Raw genomic sequence first — 16,803 nt, forward strand, 5'->3', positions numbered from 1 at the left:
AAAATATGATGGCTCCCAATAGATTTTTAATTAAGCAGGCTTTTAGAGGTGCTGTTGTAACTAGTTTCTTTTTTGGTCTGTTAATTTTAGGGTTTTGGTTAATACCAACCGTTAGTAGTGCTCAAGAATTGCACCTTGATTATCAAGGAACTTATCGAGGCAAAGTCATAGAGATTCTTGCTGAAGAGTGGAGAGAGATTCCTGGAACTGAAACTGATCACTTATATCAGACTATTAAAGCGGAAATACTTGATGGTCCTCAAGTGGGAAAAATTTTAACAATTGAAAATGATTACCTAGAATTAGATAAAGGGAATAAATTTTATTTTAATTACAATATCGACCTAGGTGGTCAAGAGACTTACGGGATAGTAAACATTGACCGTCGGGATTCTCTAATCTTACTAACTACCATCTTTATTTTAGCGGTGGTGGTTTTTGGTGGTTGGCAGGGAGTGAGGGCCTTGTTTGCTTTGGTGGGTAGTTTTTTTGTGATTGTTTTTATTTTAATGCCAGGGTTGCTAAATGGGTGGAACCCACTGTTGGCTAGTTTTTTGGTGGCCTCAGGGATTCTTTTTGCGGCTATCTTTTTTACTCATGGATTCAATCGAGAATCAGCGGTAGCGTATGGAGGGACAATGATAGCCGTTTTACTTACTGGAATTTTTGCTATCTTAGCTGTTCACTGGACGGACTTGTCTGGTTTTGCCGCTGAAGAATCTGTCTACCTGAATTTTAACACTCAAGGTTCTTTGGATTTTACAGCTCTACTTTTAGGGGCAATTATTATTGGAGTGCTGGGAGTGCTGGATGATATTGCAGTGACTCAAGCCGCGGTGGTAACAGAATTATTTAATAGTAATCCCAAAATAACTAGACAAGAGGCTTATAAACGAGCTTTGCGAGTTGGTCGTGAACATGTGGGGGCGCTGGTTAATACTCTCGTCTTGGCTTATACCGGAGCGGCCTTACCACTACTCTTATATTTTTATTTATCGCCGGTTAGTTTTGGGGCGACTGTAAACTCTGAAATATTTGCAACGGAGATTGTCCGAATGATTGTTGGGAGTATCGGTTTAATTATGACTGTCCCAATCGTGACTCTATTGGCTGTTATCTATCTTAAAGATTACAAACCTAAAGATGGAAAGACTCATAGTCATCACTAGACTAATTATAGTAAACTAAATAAATGGAAATTTTTCTTTACGGACTTATAATCACATTTGGAGTGTTGTCGTATGTTGTTGGAGTGTGGCAAATGCTTAAGAACAAATATTTACCGAGCACTTTCAGTCGAGTGATTTGGGTACTGCTTTCAATTAATAGTTTTGCTGGGGTAATTTTGAGCAATAGCAGTACATCCTCTATTCTCTTGGGGTTGATCTTTTTGTCTGGGAATATTGCTATCTGCATTGTTAGTTTCTGGAAGGGGATAAAAACGATTGGAAAACTTGAATATTATTGTCTTGTATTACTTTTATTAAGCGGTCTTATCTGGATTTTTTTTGATGCTCCGTTGGTAAATCTAATAATAAGTCTTTCTGCTCATTTTATTGGAGGTATTCCGACTTACAAGAAAGTGTGGATTGATCCAACAAGCGAGAGTTTTGGGTTCTGGTCACTGTTCTTTTTTGCCAGTCTTCTCAGTGTGTTTGTTGCTGACACAACTTCACTGAAAACCATCTTGTTCCCAATTTACTTTGTTATTTTTGATGGCGCCATGTCCTTACTTACTTTAAGAAAAAAGAACCTCTAGATAAATTTTCTTTTTACCCGTTTGCATATAATAAAATATCAATTATAAATATGGAGTAAGGATTAAGATTTATGTTCTTTGTGGTCACGAGTATTTTGAGCTTCGTCAAACTCAAAATCTCGCTACCCCGCCTCGTGTTTTCGTTTGCTAACGAAACATCACTCCGGCTTCCACTACACGAAAAAACCTCCAGCGGTGGAGGTTTTTTCTGTTCAGTGGACCCTAGCGGATTCGAACCGCTCACCTCCGAGGTGCAAGCTCGGCGCTCTACCAAATGAGCTAAGGGCCCTTACAAACTAAGCACTAAGAGATAATATCTAAAAAATACTTAAAAGGCAATCACATCTTTTGTTTACAACCACACCAAGGGCAAAACCAATCTTTTTTATTTTTAGGGCAATCACCAATTGACCACCATTTTTGGCATAAGCCACAACGAAAATGGTTTAACTGTTCAAGACTTTTTTGGCCCTTTATTTCTGTCTTTTTTGGTTGGTTTTTTTGGCCGGTTTCCATTTTTGGTGAGACTTGGTCCTATCTATCCACCAAGGGTCCTTGTCATCGTGCCACCAGTCGTCTGGGTGGGTAGAGAGTAAGAGTTTAGCAATCTCCTTACCAGCTGGTGTTTTCATGCGTTTGGAAGCATCTAGAGCCCAACTTTTAGCCTTGGCGTTACCTTTAGTTTCTTCTTCCCGCATGGTGGCCAGCCATTCTAAATTGTCTGCATCTTTAACAAGCCTAGCTTCCAAAGTTTCTTTAGCTTGTTCTTCCAAATAAGCTTGTTCGATTTCTTTACCGAAAGGGACACTGACAGCGATATCTTTAACGGCGTTGCCCTCCGCCAACCGACCATAACGCTGGTGAACATAGTTAAGGTCGGAAACTCGACCCTCACCGATATCATGGACAAGAGCCATGAAAATAACTTTATGTTTATCGGCTTTAGGAGTTAGATAGCACAAAGCATAAGCGATCATGGTGGTACGGAAAAGATGTTCAGCCACTGATTGTTTGCCACTACCAAGGAACCACAGACCAGAGCGAGGTGTTTTTTGATGAATTCCCATTTCGTAAACAAAGTGGGTGATTTGCTGGAGGTCTTTCTTAGTCATTGAGACTAGTATAGTTAAGTTTTTAGCAAAATGCATCTACCGGTAAAACTGGTGAGGTAATTTGAAAAAGATAAAGGGCGCCGACTGTCTACGACAGTCGGCGCCCCATGGGTTCAAGAATAGTTTACTGCGTGACTGCTTCGGCCGGCTGTTCAGTCGGCCGGTTCAGTAGGTGGCCAAATACGGCCGCCGCGCCCTCGAGGTTGTTCCCACCACCGGCGCCGTTGTTGACGACGACATCGGGCACGAATTTCTTTGCGTTTTCGATGGCGCTAGTCAACAGCTCCGGATTTTTTTCCATGATTTCCGTGATGGCCTTGAGGCCCTGCTGGAACATCTGGAGTTGGGCGGTCATTTCCTTGCCGAGTACTTCCGCTTGGGCCTGTTGGCCTTCGGCGAGAGCGAGCAAGTAGGCCTGTTCGCCTTTGGCTTCCGTTTCCCGGGCTTGCGCACGGTTTTCGGCGGCTTTGGCGAGGATTTCGGCCTTGACCAGTTCGGGTTGCTGTTCGGCAGTCGCCCGGGCGTTTTCCGTGGCCTGACGCTGGGTCTGAGCCATTTCTTCCTGGACCCAAGCCTTCATCAGCTGCTGGGCCAGCTGTTCACGCTTGCGCGCGATCAGGAGCTCGGACGGGATGGAGGACTCTGACAAGAGGACTTCCATCACCATCACACCTTCTTTTTCCGCTTCGGTGCGGGCGCGCTGTTCCATTGCTTCCTCCAGGGAGGGGCGATTTTCCAGCAAGTCCATCACCTTGACGGGGCGGAATTCGTGAACGAGTTCAGTCTTGGGCTCACCTGTTTTCTCGTCGATGATCGGCTTGCCGTCGGTGCCGAGTACTGCCCGCTGTTGCTTGAAGGGGATTTGGGCCCCACCCAGCACATCACGGACAACCGAGCGGATGACCGGGGTCACCACGCGGTTTTCGATGATTTCAGAGGTGTTGTCTCCGGTCAGGCCGAGGGCTGCTGCCACAAAGGGTGCGCGGTCTGGGCTGATTTGCACCATCACACGGAGCTCCTGTGGGACGTCCCAGCCTTCTGGCTTGGCAAAGATGGCTGTGTCGGCCGCTTCTGGAACGGGCTGGATTTCCTTTTCCGCCAGTTTCTCGACGATCTTGCCTTGGTCGTCGACCGATACATCTACGGTCCGGCGAGTGTACCCGCCTTTGTACTCATACACCTGCGCTATGGTGGGCACGTGTGTAATTTTGTACGCGGCCGTATTGATGTAGTAGAGTCCGTTGGGAAGTGGCTCTTCCCACACACCGATAGCACCGACCGGTACCAGGAGAGCCTTGGCTCGCCCGATGGGGAGTGTTTGGTCGCCGAGCACTTTCAAGGTTCCATCCTTGGGTGCTTCGCGCTTAAACGCTCCGAAGTCAACCGCCGCGAGGACCGACGACTTGACGACACCGACCGTGCCCTGCTCAATGCGCGTCGCCGGGATGATTTCCGGTTTTGCCCACAAGTGGGGGTTGATGGTGTACATACCGGGTGTGAGAACCGTTGTCTGCGGTCCGCGTTGCCCTTTGCCTTCCGTGAGGAAGTGGGTGGCATCGTTGGCCATCAGCATCTTCTCGGCGTCCGTCCAAGGCTGGGCGAAAGCTGACCCTCCGGTAATGTGAGCTCCGTCCTTGGCGGACATGAGTGCACATTGGCCGTTGGGCACATTGAGTACTTCCTCGTAGTCGACCTTGTGGGTCAACGTGAGGAACATCTCAAAGTGAAAGCCTGGGGTCAGGATCCGCGCTTGCGGACCGAGCTCCCCAGCCAAGGCGACGATGCGTCCCGGGGGGAGTGACTTGCCGAGGTAGACCCGGTTGAGGGTCATGATCTCCCCGGCGGGCACCCATACCATACTGGTGCCGATGAAGGCCCAGAACATGACGAGGGCGGCCACCGGGTACAGAACCCGGCTGCCGATGCGCATGTACCGCGTTTCTTCCGCTTCGCGCTCGGGATCGGTTGCCATTTTTCGCAGGAACTTTGCTCCCACGATCAAGGCGATGGCCGCCAGGGCCTTCAAGGTGAACCAAAACATTCTAACTTCTCCTTAACAGTGTCCGGCTTTTCAGGCTCGGACTGGATTGCTTGGACAAACTCGATACAAACCGTATCTAATTCGCCAAGGGTTTAAAAAAGCCTTACCTAAAGCCTCTTTAAACCCTTGGCGAAAAACTATTCTTGAATTATTAAAGATCAAATTATTATGGGGATAATTACTATCACATTTAAAATAAAAAGTCAATAGTTTAGGTTTGGGATGGGGCGTACAGATATTAAAGGTTTTTAAAAAAACTCTATTGATGACCAGAAATAAACTTTCTAAGTGGGGCGTGTCTTGGTGGAAATTTTGTAGTAATACTAGTGAAAAGTTTTATTTTTAAGTGGTCAGAAACAAAGCAAAAATTAAACCCCCGGCCGGTTTTGGCGCGGGGGGGTAGCGGGGGCGTAGATTGTCCCGCGGTTGGTTGTTTTTGTTACTCGCAGATACACCCACCCATCCTTGATAACAAGCTGTTCAGGGTAGTCAACTCTGACGGCGACGGTGTTGCCGGCGGGTTGGGCGTGATCTGTGGTGATGACCACTGTCAAAACCTCCTGGTCTAGAACTTTGAGGGTAGGCACATCAACGATTTTGTACCAACCTTCGTCCGTTTGTTCTCCTACTAAGGTGGCACAGCCACCAAGGTTGATTAGTATGACAAAACAAGTAAGTAGAGTTCTCACTGACCTTCTCCTCTCTATAGTTTTAAGGTCCTATATTATTTTAACATAATTATTTGTATTTGTCCATTCAAATTAGATTGGTGAGAAGGGGCACAAGGTGGGATTGGAATTGTAAGAAAAGAAAACCGCCCTCCAACGGTCTTCGTTGAGGACGGATTATGGTTTACGAACCACTAACCACAAAAGGCGATGGGGTTGCGGACCTACTGGCGTCGGCGCTAAGTCATTTTCCAGACGAGATTCCAGAACTTCCCAGTCACGGTACTGCCCGCAAATTTCTTCTTCTCGGAAAAACATGGGCGGATAGACATTGTGAATTTGTCTAATTACGCTTGCGCATTCGCTATCTAAATGAATATGGAGAAGATGTACCCCTCCCGAGACAGTGTGGTCCCGGCACCGATCAACGAGTTCTCTCCATTTCTCGACTGAGAAATAGTGAGACAAGTTGAAAAGCGTAATCGCATCGTATTGACGGGTTAAGTCAGTCACTCCCACATCCGCAACCCGTGCTTCAACAGAACCCTCTGGATAGAAACGTTTCCAAAAGGTAGCCACCTTTTGAAGATGTTCAACTGCTACACTCGACAAATCGAAAGCGTCTGCGTGCCAACCATGCCGTGCAAACCACAAAGCGTGTTGTCCTCGCCCCGAGCCAAGATCGAGTACTCGACCTTTCTTTCCATTGAAATAAGGGCCGAATGTCTCCAGTTGAGGTAAGATAGAAGCGCTTTCGTGGTCCTCTAAAGACTTTCGCCAATGGTCGTCAAAGAAGTTGGTTAGGTTAGGATCCACGACACACCTCCCTATATTTTCCCAAAAATCTCTATTAGTAGTTACTTGTTCGCTACCAATTAATCTTCACTTCTTTTACTTTTATATAATAAATATATAACTTAGTCAATACAGTGGACCTTAGCGGACTCGAACCGCTCGCCTCATCCATGCCATGGATGCGCTCTACCAGATGAGCTAAAGGCCCTTAACATTGAAAATCTATCATTTTTTTGCTACTGTTTCAATCATGATTAAAGATTTTTTAATGCGTAAAATGCTAAAAAGCCAGGGTGTACCCGAAGGGCAGATTGATCAACTCTTAAATATTATAAATAAAAATCCAGAGTTATTTAAAAAAATAGCTGAAGAAGTTCAGGTTAAAGTAAAGGGAGGAAAACCACAGATGGAGGCTACGATGGAAGTAATGAAAAATTACGAAGCTGAACTTAAAAAATTAGTCTAATGGGATTATCGATCGGAATTGTCGGGTTACCAAACGTTGGAAAATCGACGCTGTTTAATGCGCTGACTAAAAAAAGTGTCCCAGCGGAGAATTATCCGTTTTGTACTATTGATCCGTCAGTAGGTGTGGTCGCTGTACCAGATGAAAGGCTTTACAAACTAGCTGAGTTTTCTAAATCAGCCAAAACAGTGCCGGCGGCGGTTGAGTTTGTTGATATTGCTGGTCTGGTCAAAGGCGCTTCGGAAGGTGAAGGTCTGGGAAATCAATTTCTTCAACATATTCGCGAGGTAGATGCTATTGCCCAAGTGGTACGGATATTTGAAGATGGGAATATTACTCACGTGTCTGGAAAAGTCGATCCGATGTCTGATGTGGAGACTATCAACCTAGAACTCATTTTAGCTGATTTACAAACCATTACTAAACGACTAGGTAATATCAGTCGAGAAGTAAAAAGGGGTGATAAAGAAGCCGTGGCTGAAAATATTGTTTTAGAAAAAATTAAATCAGCCTTAGAAGCTGGTCAGCTAGCCTCGGCTGTCTCTTTAGATGACAAAGAGGAAATTTATCGACGCAATATGCATTTATTGTCGGCTAAACCGATTATGTATGTTTTGAACCAGAAATCTGGTTCACCTCAAGCAGATACAGCTCGGTTTGAAGAATTTTTAAAAACATCTGGAGCGAAATTTGTGACCGTCGATGCCAGAATTGAACACGAATTGTCAGAGTTGGAAGCGGGGGACAAAGAAGAATTCAAACAAGAGTTGGGTGTAGAAAATGATGGGGTTAATGATTTGATTAAAACTAGTTATGACCTTTTAGGTCTGATGAGTTATTTTACGACCGGTGCAGACGAAACACGTGGTTGGACTATTAAGAAAAATTCGACCGCCCCAGTGGCTGGTATGGCAATCCATACTGATTTTAAAGATAAGTTTATTCGCGCGGAGGTGGTCAATTGGCAGAAACTTTTAGAAGCTGGATCGATGGGTAAAGCGCGAGAACTTGGTCTGGTTCGCACTGAAGGTAAAGAATATATTGTCCAAGACGGTGATTGTGTCGAGTTTAAAATCTAGATAAAGGAAAAACCACAAAAATTTCAGGGTTTGAATAGATCGTTCGCTCGCCGCTACTAAACCTCCCTTTATTTTTGTGGTGGTCCATCCTGTCACTCCTAATAGAGAGAGGGTGAGTTGACCAGTCTTTCACCCCGAATATTTGTACGTTACCATCTTTTCATGGACCCTACAAACCTTAGTGATAATTTTATTTTTCTGTTAATTGTGGTATAGTGCGAATTATGAAAAATACACACATCCTCAAGTGGGCACTTATTTTAGGAATTATTATTGTGCTTAATCTCTTTGTGAATTTCTCCATTGCTTTAGTTTATGACGCTCCTGTTTGGGATAAATTTTGTCCACAACAACAAGTAACAGTACCTCCAGATACTCAGGAAAAATGTGTGGCGATTGGTGGTGGTTGGACAGAAAACATTAATTACAACCAAGCGATAACCAAACCAGTACCAGCTGACTTCAAAGAACCAAAAGGTTACTGTGATCCAAACTTTACTTGCCAGAAAACATACACTGAAGCCAATAGTCTTTATAATCGAAATGTTTTTATTATTTTGGTGATTGCTGGGGTGGCTGCTTTAGGGGTTGGTTTTGCTTTAGGTTCTTACCCGGCTGTTTCTCTCGGTCTATCATTTGGTGGGGTGTTGTCATTTATTGTGGCTACTATCCGCTACTGGTCTGATATGGACGACTACTTACGAGTTATTATCCTAGGTTTGGCTCTGATAGCCCTAATTTGGTTGGGTATTAAAAAGATCAAAGAATAAATTAAATTATGGCCGTTCCGAAAAAGCTCACAGAGTACGACCACAAAAAGATTGAAAAAAAGTGGCAAACCACTTGGACGAAAACTGGTCTCTACAAAACTGAAGAAACTTCTAAAAAACCAAAGTGTTATGTTCTTGATATGTTTCCTTATCCATCGGGAGAAGGTCTACATGTAGGTCATCCAAAAGGTTATATAGCAACTGATATTTATTCTCGTTTTAAAAGAATGAATGGTTTTAATGTTTTGCATCCGATGGGTTGGGATGCTTTTGGGTTACCGGCGGAAAATTATGCTATTAAAAACAAAGTCCACCCTAAATTAGCGGTTACCAAAAATATTAAACGGTACAAAGAACAGTTGTCGATGATTGGTTTCAATTATGATTGGAAGCGAGAAATCGATACAACCGACCCTGAATATTACAAATGGACTCAATGGATTTTTTTACAGTTATACAAAAAAGGTTTAGCTTATGAATCTTTTGAACCAATCAATTGGTGTCCATCTTGTCAGACAGGCTTAGCTAACGAAGACGTAGAAGATGGAAAGTGTGAGCGTTGTAGTACGGTAGTAGAAAAAAAGCCAATGCGCCAGTGGGTGCTGAAAATTACCAAATACGCTGATCGTTTACTGAAAGACTTGGAAACTTTAGATTGGCCAAATTCAATCAAAGAATCTCAGAAAAATTGGATTGGTAAAAGTGAGGGGGCGTTAATAAAATTTCCTCTAGCTGGTATTACTGGTGAAGCGGATGGTAAATATTCAGTAGAAGTCTTTACTACCAGACCAGATACTATTTTTGGTGTGACTTTTGTGGCTATTGCTCCAGAGTTGGCTAAAAAATGGCAAGAGATGGGTTGGCAGACTGAAGACAAAGTAAAAAAATACATTGACCAAGTTTTGATTGATCGGGCTAAAACTACCTTCAAAGATAACCCAGAGAAGACGGGTATTTTCGCTGGTGTCTACGCGATCAATCCAGCCAATCAAGAAAAAGTGCCAGTTTGGATTACTAATTACGTGTTAGGTGACGTTGGGACTGGAGCGATTATGGCTGTGCCTGCCCACGATGAACGAGATTTTGAGTTTGCTAAAAAATATTTGTTACCTGTACAGCAGGTAGTAGTTCCAGTACGGATAGACAAAAAGAACCCACCACAGAGTGGTAAAAAAAATGTTGAAAGAAAAACCATTCATGCGTTGGTTGTTAACCCAAAAACAGGGAAACTTCTATGTCTTAAGTGGAAAAATTTTCCATGGACTGGTTTTGTGGTTGGTGGTGTAGATGAAGGAGAAGATATTGTGATCGCTGCTCGACGAGAAGTTCTTGAAGAGACGGGTTATAAAAATTTAAAATTAGTTCGTACTTTAGGAGGCTTGGTGCGTGGAGAATATTTTGCAGCTCACAAAGATGAAAACAGGATTGCCCTTTCTAATGCAATTTTATTTGAACTTCAAAACGAAGATCGTGAGCCTGTTTCTGATGAGGAGAGTGATAAACACGAGGTGGTGTGGCTTGATCCAAAAACCATAAATCAAGATAATTTTACTTGCGCGGAATTAGATTTGTGGTTTGCGCGTATAAATAATGAAAATGAAGCTTACTCTGGTTCAGGTGTATTGGTTAACTCTGGAAAATTCACTGGTTTGGAATCCGAGAAGTCTGTAAAAGATATTGTAAAAGCAGTAGGTGGAAAATTAACTTCTACCTACAAACTAAAAGATTGGGTTTTTTCTCGACAGCGTTATTGGGGTGAGCCAATCCCGGTTATTCACTGTGGTAAGTGTGGGGTCGTTCCTGTTCCAGAGAAAGATTTACCGGTCAAATTACCAGAGGTAAAAAGTTATGCGCCAACTGGGACTGGTGAATCACCGCTCGCTGATATTGCTAAGTGGGTGAATACTAAATGTCCGACTTGTAAGGGTCCAGCTAAACGAGAGACTAATACTATGCCTCAATGGGCCGGTTCTTCTTGGTATTATTTGCGGTTTATGGATCCTAAAAATAAAAAAACATTAGTTGATCCTAAAAAGGAAAAATACTGGGCACCAGTCGATATGTATGTTGGTGGTTCAGAACACGCGACCAGACACCTGATCTATGCTCGTTTTTGGCATAAGTTTTTATATGACATCAAAACAGTCTCAACTAAGGAGCCATTTAAGCGAATTGGTAAAAATTTAGGTTTAATCTTGGGCGCTGATGGCCGCAAAATGAGTAAACGTTGGGGGAATGTTATCAACCCGGATGATGTGATCAAACTTTATGGAGCTGACACTCTCCGTTTGTATGAAATGTTCATGGGACCTTTTGATCAAGAAATTGCTTGGAATACAGATAGTATGATTGGCAGTCGGAGGTTCCTAGAAAAGGTTTGGCGTCTGCAATCTAAGGTTACAACTAAAACTACCTTGCCTGAAGCTACTGAAATTCTACTAAATCAAACTATTAAAAAAGTTGAAGCAGATATTGAGTCATTTAACTTTAATACTGCTGTTTCAACTCTAATGATCTTAGTTAATAATTTGGAGACTTTGGAGTTAGTGCCAGTGTCAGCTTACCAAACCCTACTTTTACTACTGGCCCCCTTTTCACCCCATGTCGCCGACGAGCTGTGGGGGTCTACTGGTAACAAGAAATCAATTCACTTAGCTGGCTGGCCAAAATATAATAAACGTAAGTTAGTATCTGATTTAGTGACTATTGTGGTGCAAGTTAATAGCAAGGTTCGTGATACTTTTGAAGCCAAAAGGGGATTAAGTCAGATTGAAATTGAAAAGCTGGCTATTAGCCGTGAGAGTGTTCAGAAATGGTTAACTGGTGAAGAATTTAAGAAGGTTATTTTTGTGCCAGATAAGCTTATCAACATAGTAGTCTAGGTCCTACCCTTGACGTCTTTAATTAAAAATGCTACAAATATAATATTATGCCAAAAGGGAATTCTAAAGATTTAATCACTTTTAAACCCAAAGAGGTCGGTAAGAAGCTCTTGGGCCTTTTACCAGAACGAGCCAGAGATATCCTGACTAAGCGTTATGGTTTGGGAAAAAGTGCTGAACACCTAACTCTTGAAGCGATTGGTGGAGAGTACGGTATCACTCGAGAAAGAGTACGTCAGATTGAAAATTTTGCTTTAAACGGCATCAAAAAATCTGCTGATTTTTCTAAATTTGAACCTATTTTTACTGAATTAAAACAAGTAATGAATGATTTTGGTGGGGTGGTTCATGAATTAGAATTTTTGAATGCCTTAGCTAAAGATAAGAGTTCCCAAAACCACATCCACTTCTTACTGGTTATATCAGAAGCTTTCACTAAACTTAAAGAAGATGAGGATTTTCATCACCGTTGGACCACTGATAAGAATTTTGCTACTCGTATCCACAAGTCACTAACCAACTTGTGTACCAACTTATCAGAAAAAGATCTGGTTTCAGAAACCCAATTGTTGGATTCTTTCTTGGTAGAACTTAAAGAAATTGCTGATACCGCTCGGGGCCGTGAAAAAGAAATGGCTCGTCGTTGGATCACCCTATCTAAAAGTCTAAATCAAAACCCATTAGGTGAATGGGGTTTGTCAAAATCACCAAACGTTCGCATGCGAGGTATTCGTGACTACGCCTTCTTGGTTTTACGACAACATGGCTCACCAATGCACTTCAATGAAGTAGCAAAAGGGATTGAAAAATTATTTGGTAAGATTGCTCACCCAGCCACTTGTCACAATGAATTGATTAAAGATAAGCGTTTTGTTTTAGTAGGCCGAGGTTTGTACGCTTTAGCTGAATGGGGTTATAACCCTGGAGTAGTAGCCGACGTTGTTCGGTCTATTCTTAAAAAAGAATCACCTCTAACTAAAGATGAAATTATTGCTCGAGTGATGAAAGAGCGTTATGTTAAGGAAAATACTATCTTAGTTAATCTACAAAACCCTAAATTGTTTAAAAAAGATTCTCAAGGTCGCTACAGTATTGTTTAAACAAAAAGAGCTCAGCTAAAAAATAGCTGAGCTCTTTTTGTTATCATTTAAATCGTGTATAATTTAAATTATGTCGATTTTCTCTCTCTGGGACACCTACCTAGATTTGTTGCCTAAAATTCTGCCATTTTTCTATTATTTATCACCACTGATTTCTTGTCTGATTATTTGGCGGTTGTATCTCTACTATATTCGTTATGGGTTTGTAAAAAAGATGGATTGGGTGTTATTGGAAATAAAAATGCCTAAAGAAATATCCAAAACACCGTCTGGTATGGAGATTATTTTCTCCAACTTGCATCAAACTGGTGGTGGTAGTCTGATTGATAAATTTATCAAAGGCAAGGTCCGCTCCTGGTTTTCTTTAGAGATGTGTTCTTTTGGTGGAGATGTTAAATTCTTTGTTCGGTTAGAAAAAAAGTTTCGTGACCTATTTGAAGCAGCTGCCTATTCTCAATATCCAGAGATTGAAATTCACGAGGCGGAAGATTATGTCCACAAAATACCTTATGGGGTTGTGGAAGCTAAGTGGGATATGTGGGGAGCCGTACTAAAATTTACTAAAGCTGATCCTTATCCAATTAAGACTTATATTGATTATGGTTTAGATAAAAAAGAAAAGGACGCCTTGGTGAGTGTTGACCCTCTAACTCCAATTATTGAATTTTTAGGTTCAGTCAAACCAGGTGAACAAGTTTGGGTTCAGATACCGATTATGGCTGCTCGTGATTTAAAACAAAAACCAGGCGGTAAATGGTATGAGAAAGAAGGTTGGAAAAAAGAAGGAGAAGCCCTTGTTAACGATATTATGAAGCGTGACGCCAAAACGAAAGCCTCAAAACAGTTATCAGCTACTGGTTTTCCAATTATCCCGTCTTTATCTAAAGGAGAACAGGATGTAATTGAAGCGATTGAGCGCAGTATCTCTAAGCTTGGTTTTGAAGCTGGTATTAGGATGATTTATTTTGCTCCAGAAGGTAAAATTAATAACAACTACAAGGGAGCGATTTTGAGTATGTTTAAACAATTTAACTCCCAGAATCTGAATGGTTTTGATCGGGAATTTGATACCAGCTTTGATTATCCTTGGCAGGATTTTATGGGTCTACGTTTAGCTAAAATGAAGGCCGACTTATTTAACTCTTATCGGTTACGGAGTCTGTTTTGGATGCCTTATCCTAGTAAAACTTTTGTTTTAAACACTGAAGAATTAGCTACTCTATTTCATTTTCCGGGGGCTATTTCTCAAACTCCAACCTTTGGTCGGATTATGTCTAAGCGAGCGGAACCACCACCAAACTTACCAGTATAATCATCATGGAGTCACCTTTACCTGTGGGTAGTATTATTCCCGAATCACCTGAGACTGGTTTAAATGAAGAACCAGCTTTTTTAGCTTGGATTCCAAGATGGATTCATATTCTAACTGGAGTGGTGGTGGCCAGTACTCTTTTGTCTGGTGTCATTTACTATGTTTTGCTATCTCCTCCAGAAGATTTTGAAACTGGTGGTTATGTTCGGATTGCTAAAGGTTCTACTATTCCAGACACTGCTCAATATCTTTTCGATCGATCTTTTATTCGGTCAAGGACGGTTTTTAAGATTTTAATGCGCTCGCCGTTGGCTGATAATAAAATGGTGGCTGGTGATTATTTGTTTGATAAACCACTCTCTACTATTAGTATTACCAAACGTTTAGCCAATGGTGATTTTAATTTAAAACAGTTTAAGGTCACTATCCCAGAAGGGGTAACTGTTAAAGTGATTGCTGATATTTTAGCTGATAATGTTTCTAACTTTAATAAAACAGTATTTTATAACCTAGCCTCATCATCTGAAGGTTATTTGTTTCCAGATACTTATTTCATCTCTCCTTTAGCTAATGAGAGTGAGATTATGCAGATGATGAGGAGTAATTTTTTCAGTAAGACAACATCACTACGACCTACTATTTTACTGTCAGCTCGAGGCGAAAAAGAAATAATCACCATGGCTTCTTTGGTTGAATTGGAAGCCTCTAAATTTGAAGATCAAAAAATGGTAGCTGGTATTTTGTGGAATCGGTTTGATATTGGTATGCGGTTACAAGTAGACGCTGTTTTTCCTTATATTATTGGCAAAAATACTTTTCAAGTAACCACCAAGGACCTCCAATTTGATTCTCCTTACAACACTTACAAATACAAAGGTTTACCACCGGGGCCAATTGGTAATCCTGGTCTACAATCTATCAAGGCGGTGTTGAATCCTACCCCATCTGATTATATTTATTACCTCTCTGATCTAGAAGGAAATTTTCATTATGCGAAAACCCACGAAGAACACGTAAAAAACAAAGCAAAGTATTTACGTTAGTTTGGTCTCAAGATGACTTTTTGTTATGATAAGCAAGTTATTTTTTTAAATTTTTATTTTTAATCTAGATGAAAAAACACAATTTAGCTTTTGTTGATGTGGAAACGACCGGAACCGATCCATTTAAGCATGAAATAATTGAAATCGCCGGCATTATTGCTCGCCAAGTACCACAACCAGACCGTGGGGCCAAACTAGAAATAATCGAGGAGTTTGAATTTAAAATAAAACCAGAACATCTCGAGGTGGCTGAACCTCAGGCTTTGCGGATTAATGGTTATACGGACGCTGATTGGTTATTTGCACCGAGCTTGAAAGAAGTGATGACCGCCTTATCTCCTAAACTAAAAGATACTGTTATAGTTGGTCAAAATGTAAATTTCGACTGGAACTTTGTTAACCAAGGCTTTCTAAAATCAGATTTACCGAACCCGATGCATTATCATAAAATCGATATCATGCCGATTTTCTTCGCTCGGACTTACCATGATCCTAAAGTGCAATGGTTTAATCTGGGCTCAATTACCGAATATTTTGGCCTCAAAAATGACAAAGCTCATACCGCTTTAGCTGATATTAGAGTCACTTACGAAATTTATAAAAAGCTTTTAAATGTCTAGTCAGTTTACTTTTGGTGGGTTAGTATAGCCAACATGTCCCAAAAAGTCTTTATTGGACTAAGTGGAGGAGTAGACTCCTCGGTTTCAGCTTGCCTTCTAAAACAAGCTGGTTTTGATGTGGTAGGGGTCTTTATTAAAGTTTGGGAACCACCAGCTGAATTGTTGCCGGTTGGTTGTTCTTGGCGAGATGATAGGCGAGATGCGATGCGAGTCGCCGCCCTTTTAGATATTCCTTTTTTGTCTTTGGATTTAGAAACAGAATACAAGCAGGATGTGGTTGATTATATGATTGCTGAATATCAGGCCGGACGAACACCAAACCCTGATGTCATGTGTAATCGTCAAATTAAATTTGGTGCTTTTTATAATTGGGCTCGGGAGCAAGGGGCGGACTTTGTGGCCACTGGTCATTATGCTCAAGTGCAAAAAAATAAAGATAATATTTTTGAATTACACATGGGAGTTGATCAAAATAAGGATCAAAGTTATTTTTTATGGACTTTATCTCAAGCAGTTTTGTCTCACACCATGTTTCCGATTGGACACTTAGAAAAACCAAAGGTGCGAGAATTAGCAGGAAAGTTTAAATTGCCAAACGCTGACAAAAAAGACAGTCAGGGTCTATGTTTCGTTGGCCAAATTGATGCCAAAGAATTTTTACAAGAATTTATTGATCTTAAACCAGGACAGGTGGCTAACGAAGCTGGTGAAATAATTGGTACTCACGACGGAGTGATGTTTTATACCTTAGGTCAGCGCCAAGGATTTACGATTACCAAAAAAACTCCAAATGACGAACCTTATTTTGTGGTTGGCAAAAATGTAACAGAAAATATCCTGATTGTATCTCATCAGAAACTAAGCGGAGAGACAACTAATAATCAAGTGAGTTTGAAAGAAGTTAATTGGAACACTAACCAGGCTCCTGATATAGGAAAAACTTACCAAGTTCGTGGTCGCTATCGGCAAGCCCTTAAACCAGGTCATTTAAGTTCTCAAAATGACCTCTGGCAAGCTCGGGTTGATAATCTGGTTGAACCATTAACTCCTGGCCAGTCTTTGGTTGTCTATTCTGATACTCAATGCCTCGGTGGGGGGATTATTGACTGATAAAATAATTTTGGGTAAGCTACTCGAGGAGGTTTTTATGGCCAAT

Annotated in this window: 14 protein-coding genes and 2 tRNA genes; 11 read left to right on the top strand and 5 right to left on the bottom strand. The window is 41.6% G+C overall.

The window, feature by feature from the left end:
- The first annotated feature begins 5 nt into the window (after positions 1-5).
- Both K8Q91_01515 and K8Q91_01520 read left to right on the top strand, forming a co-directional pair.
- On the top strand, positions 6-1,169 hold the full coding sequence (locus tag K8Q91_01515) for a YibE/F family protein (protein MCE9628652.1): 1,164 nt from the start codon (positions 6-8) through the stop codon (positions 1,167-1,169).
- Positions 1,170-1,192: 23 nt separating this feature from the next.
- Positions 1,193-1,759, top strand: a complete 567-nt coding sequence (locus K8Q91_01520) for a hypothetical protein (protein MCE9628653.1) — start codon at positions 1,193-1,195, stop codon at positions 1,757-1,759.
- A 216-nt stretch (positions 1,760-1,975) separates the two neighbouring features.
- Here K8Q91_01520 and K8Q91_01525 read toward each other — a convergent pair.
- The 5 genes from K8Q91_01525 to K8Q91_01545 form a co-directional block, all read right to left on the bottom strand.
- Positions 1,976-2,048 (bottom strand) — tRNA-Ala (locus K8Q91_01525).
- 184 nt (positions 2,049-2,232) lie between these two features.
- Positions 2,233-2,871 carry an HD domain-containing protein gene (locus tag K8Q91_01530; GenBank protein MCE9628654.1) on the bottom strand — a complete coding sequence of 213 codons (639 nt, stop codon included), beginning with the start codon at positions 2,869-2,871 and terminating at the stop codon, positions 2,233-2,235.
- Between the two features lie 124 nt (positions 2,872-2,995).
- The gene (locus K8Q91_01535; protein MCE9628655.1) at positions 2,996-4,912 is read right to left on the bottom strand and encodes a hypothetical protein; all 1,917 of its coding nucleotides are present in this window, start codon (positions 4,910-4,912) and stop codon (positions 2,996-2,998) included.
- Between the two features lie 845 nt (positions 4,913-5,757).
- Positions 5,758-6,396, bottom strand: a complete 639-nt coding sequence (locus K8Q91_01540) for a class I SAM-dependent methyltransferase (GenBank protein ID MCE9628656.1) — start codon at positions 6,394-6,396, stop codon at positions 5,758-5,760.
- 114 nt (positions 6,397-6,510) lie between these two features.
- Positions 6,511-6,583, bottom strand: a tRNA-Ala gene (locus K8Q91_01545).
- Positions 6,584-6,625: 42 nt separating this feature from the next.
- Between K8Q91_01545 and K8Q91_01550 the strand changes: the two genes are divergently transcribed.
- The 9 genes from K8Q91_01550 to mnmA all read left to right on the top strand — a co-directional run bounded on the left by K8Q91_01550 (position 6,626) and on the right by mnmA (position 16,757).
- Positions 6,626-6,841: a hypothetical protein gene (locus K8Q91_01550; GenBank protein MCE9628657.1), complete on the top strand. Its 216-nt coding sequence runs from the start codon at positions 6,626-6,628 to the stop codon at positions 6,839-6,841.
- Entirely contained in the window at positions 6,841-7,920 is a 1,080-nt protein-coding gene (gene ychF, locus K8Q91_01555) for a redox-regulated ATPase YchF (protein ID MCE9628658.1), read from the top strand. The genes K8Q91_01550 and ychF overlap by 1 nt, the downstream gene beginning before the upstream one ends.
- 224 nt (positions 7,921-8,144) lie before the next feature.
- A complete protein-coding gene (locus K8Q91_01560; protein ID MCE9628659.1) occupies positions 8,145-8,690 on the top strand; it encodes a hypothetical protein in 546 nt (181 codons plus the stop codon).
- A gap of 8 nt (positions 8,691-8,698) precedes the next feature.
- Positions 8,699-11,572, top strand: coding sequence for a class I tRNA ligase family protein (locus K8Q91_01565; GenBank protein ID MCE9628660.1), 2,874 nt, complete (start codon positions 8,699-8,701; stop codon positions 11,570-11,572).
- A gap of 47 nt (positions 11,573-11,619) precedes the next feature.
- Positions 11,620-12,672, top strand: a complete 1,053-nt coding sequence (locus K8Q91_01570; GenBank protein MCE9628661.1) for a hypothetical protein — start codon at positions 11,620-11,622, stop codon at positions 12,670-12,672.
- Positions 12,673-12,742: 70 nt separating this feature from the next.
- Positions 12,743-13,984 carry a hypothetical protein gene (locus tag K8Q91_01575; GenBank protein MCE9628662.1) on the top strand — a complete coding sequence of 414 codons (1,242 nt, stop codon included), beginning with the start codon at positions 12,743-12,745 and terminating at the stop codon, positions 13,982-13,984.
- A gap of 5 nt (positions 13,985-13,989) precedes the next feature.
- Positions 13,990-15,027 (top strand): endolytic transglycosylase MltG, encoded by a 1,038-nt coding sequence (gene mltG / locus K8Q91_01580; GenBank protein ID MCE9628663.1) that lies wholly within the window; start codon positions 13,990-13,992, stop codon positions 15,025-15,027.
- Positions 15,028-15,095: 68 nt separating this feature from the next.
- The gene (locus K8Q91_01585) at positions 15,096-15,647 is read left to right on the top strand and encodes a 3'-5' exonuclease (GenBank protein MCE9628664.1); all 552 of its coding nucleotides are present in this window, start codon (positions 15,096-15,098) and stop codon (positions 15,645-15,647) included.
- A 33-nt stretch (positions 15,648-15,680) separates the two neighbouring features.
- A complete protein-coding gene (gene mnmA, locus K8Q91_01590; GenBank protein ID MCE9628665.1) occupies positions 15,681-16,757 on the top strand; it encodes a tRNA 2-thiouridine(34) synthase MnmA in 1,077 nt (358 codons plus the stop codon).
- Positions 16,758-16,803 lie beyond the last annotated feature (46 nt).

The sequence above is a fragment of the Candidatus Vogelbacteria bacterium genome (assembly GCA_021414225.1).
Classification (GTDB): domain Bacteria; phylum Patescibacteriota; class Minisyncoccia; order Phycocordibacterales; family XYD1-FULL-46-19; genus JAIOOX01.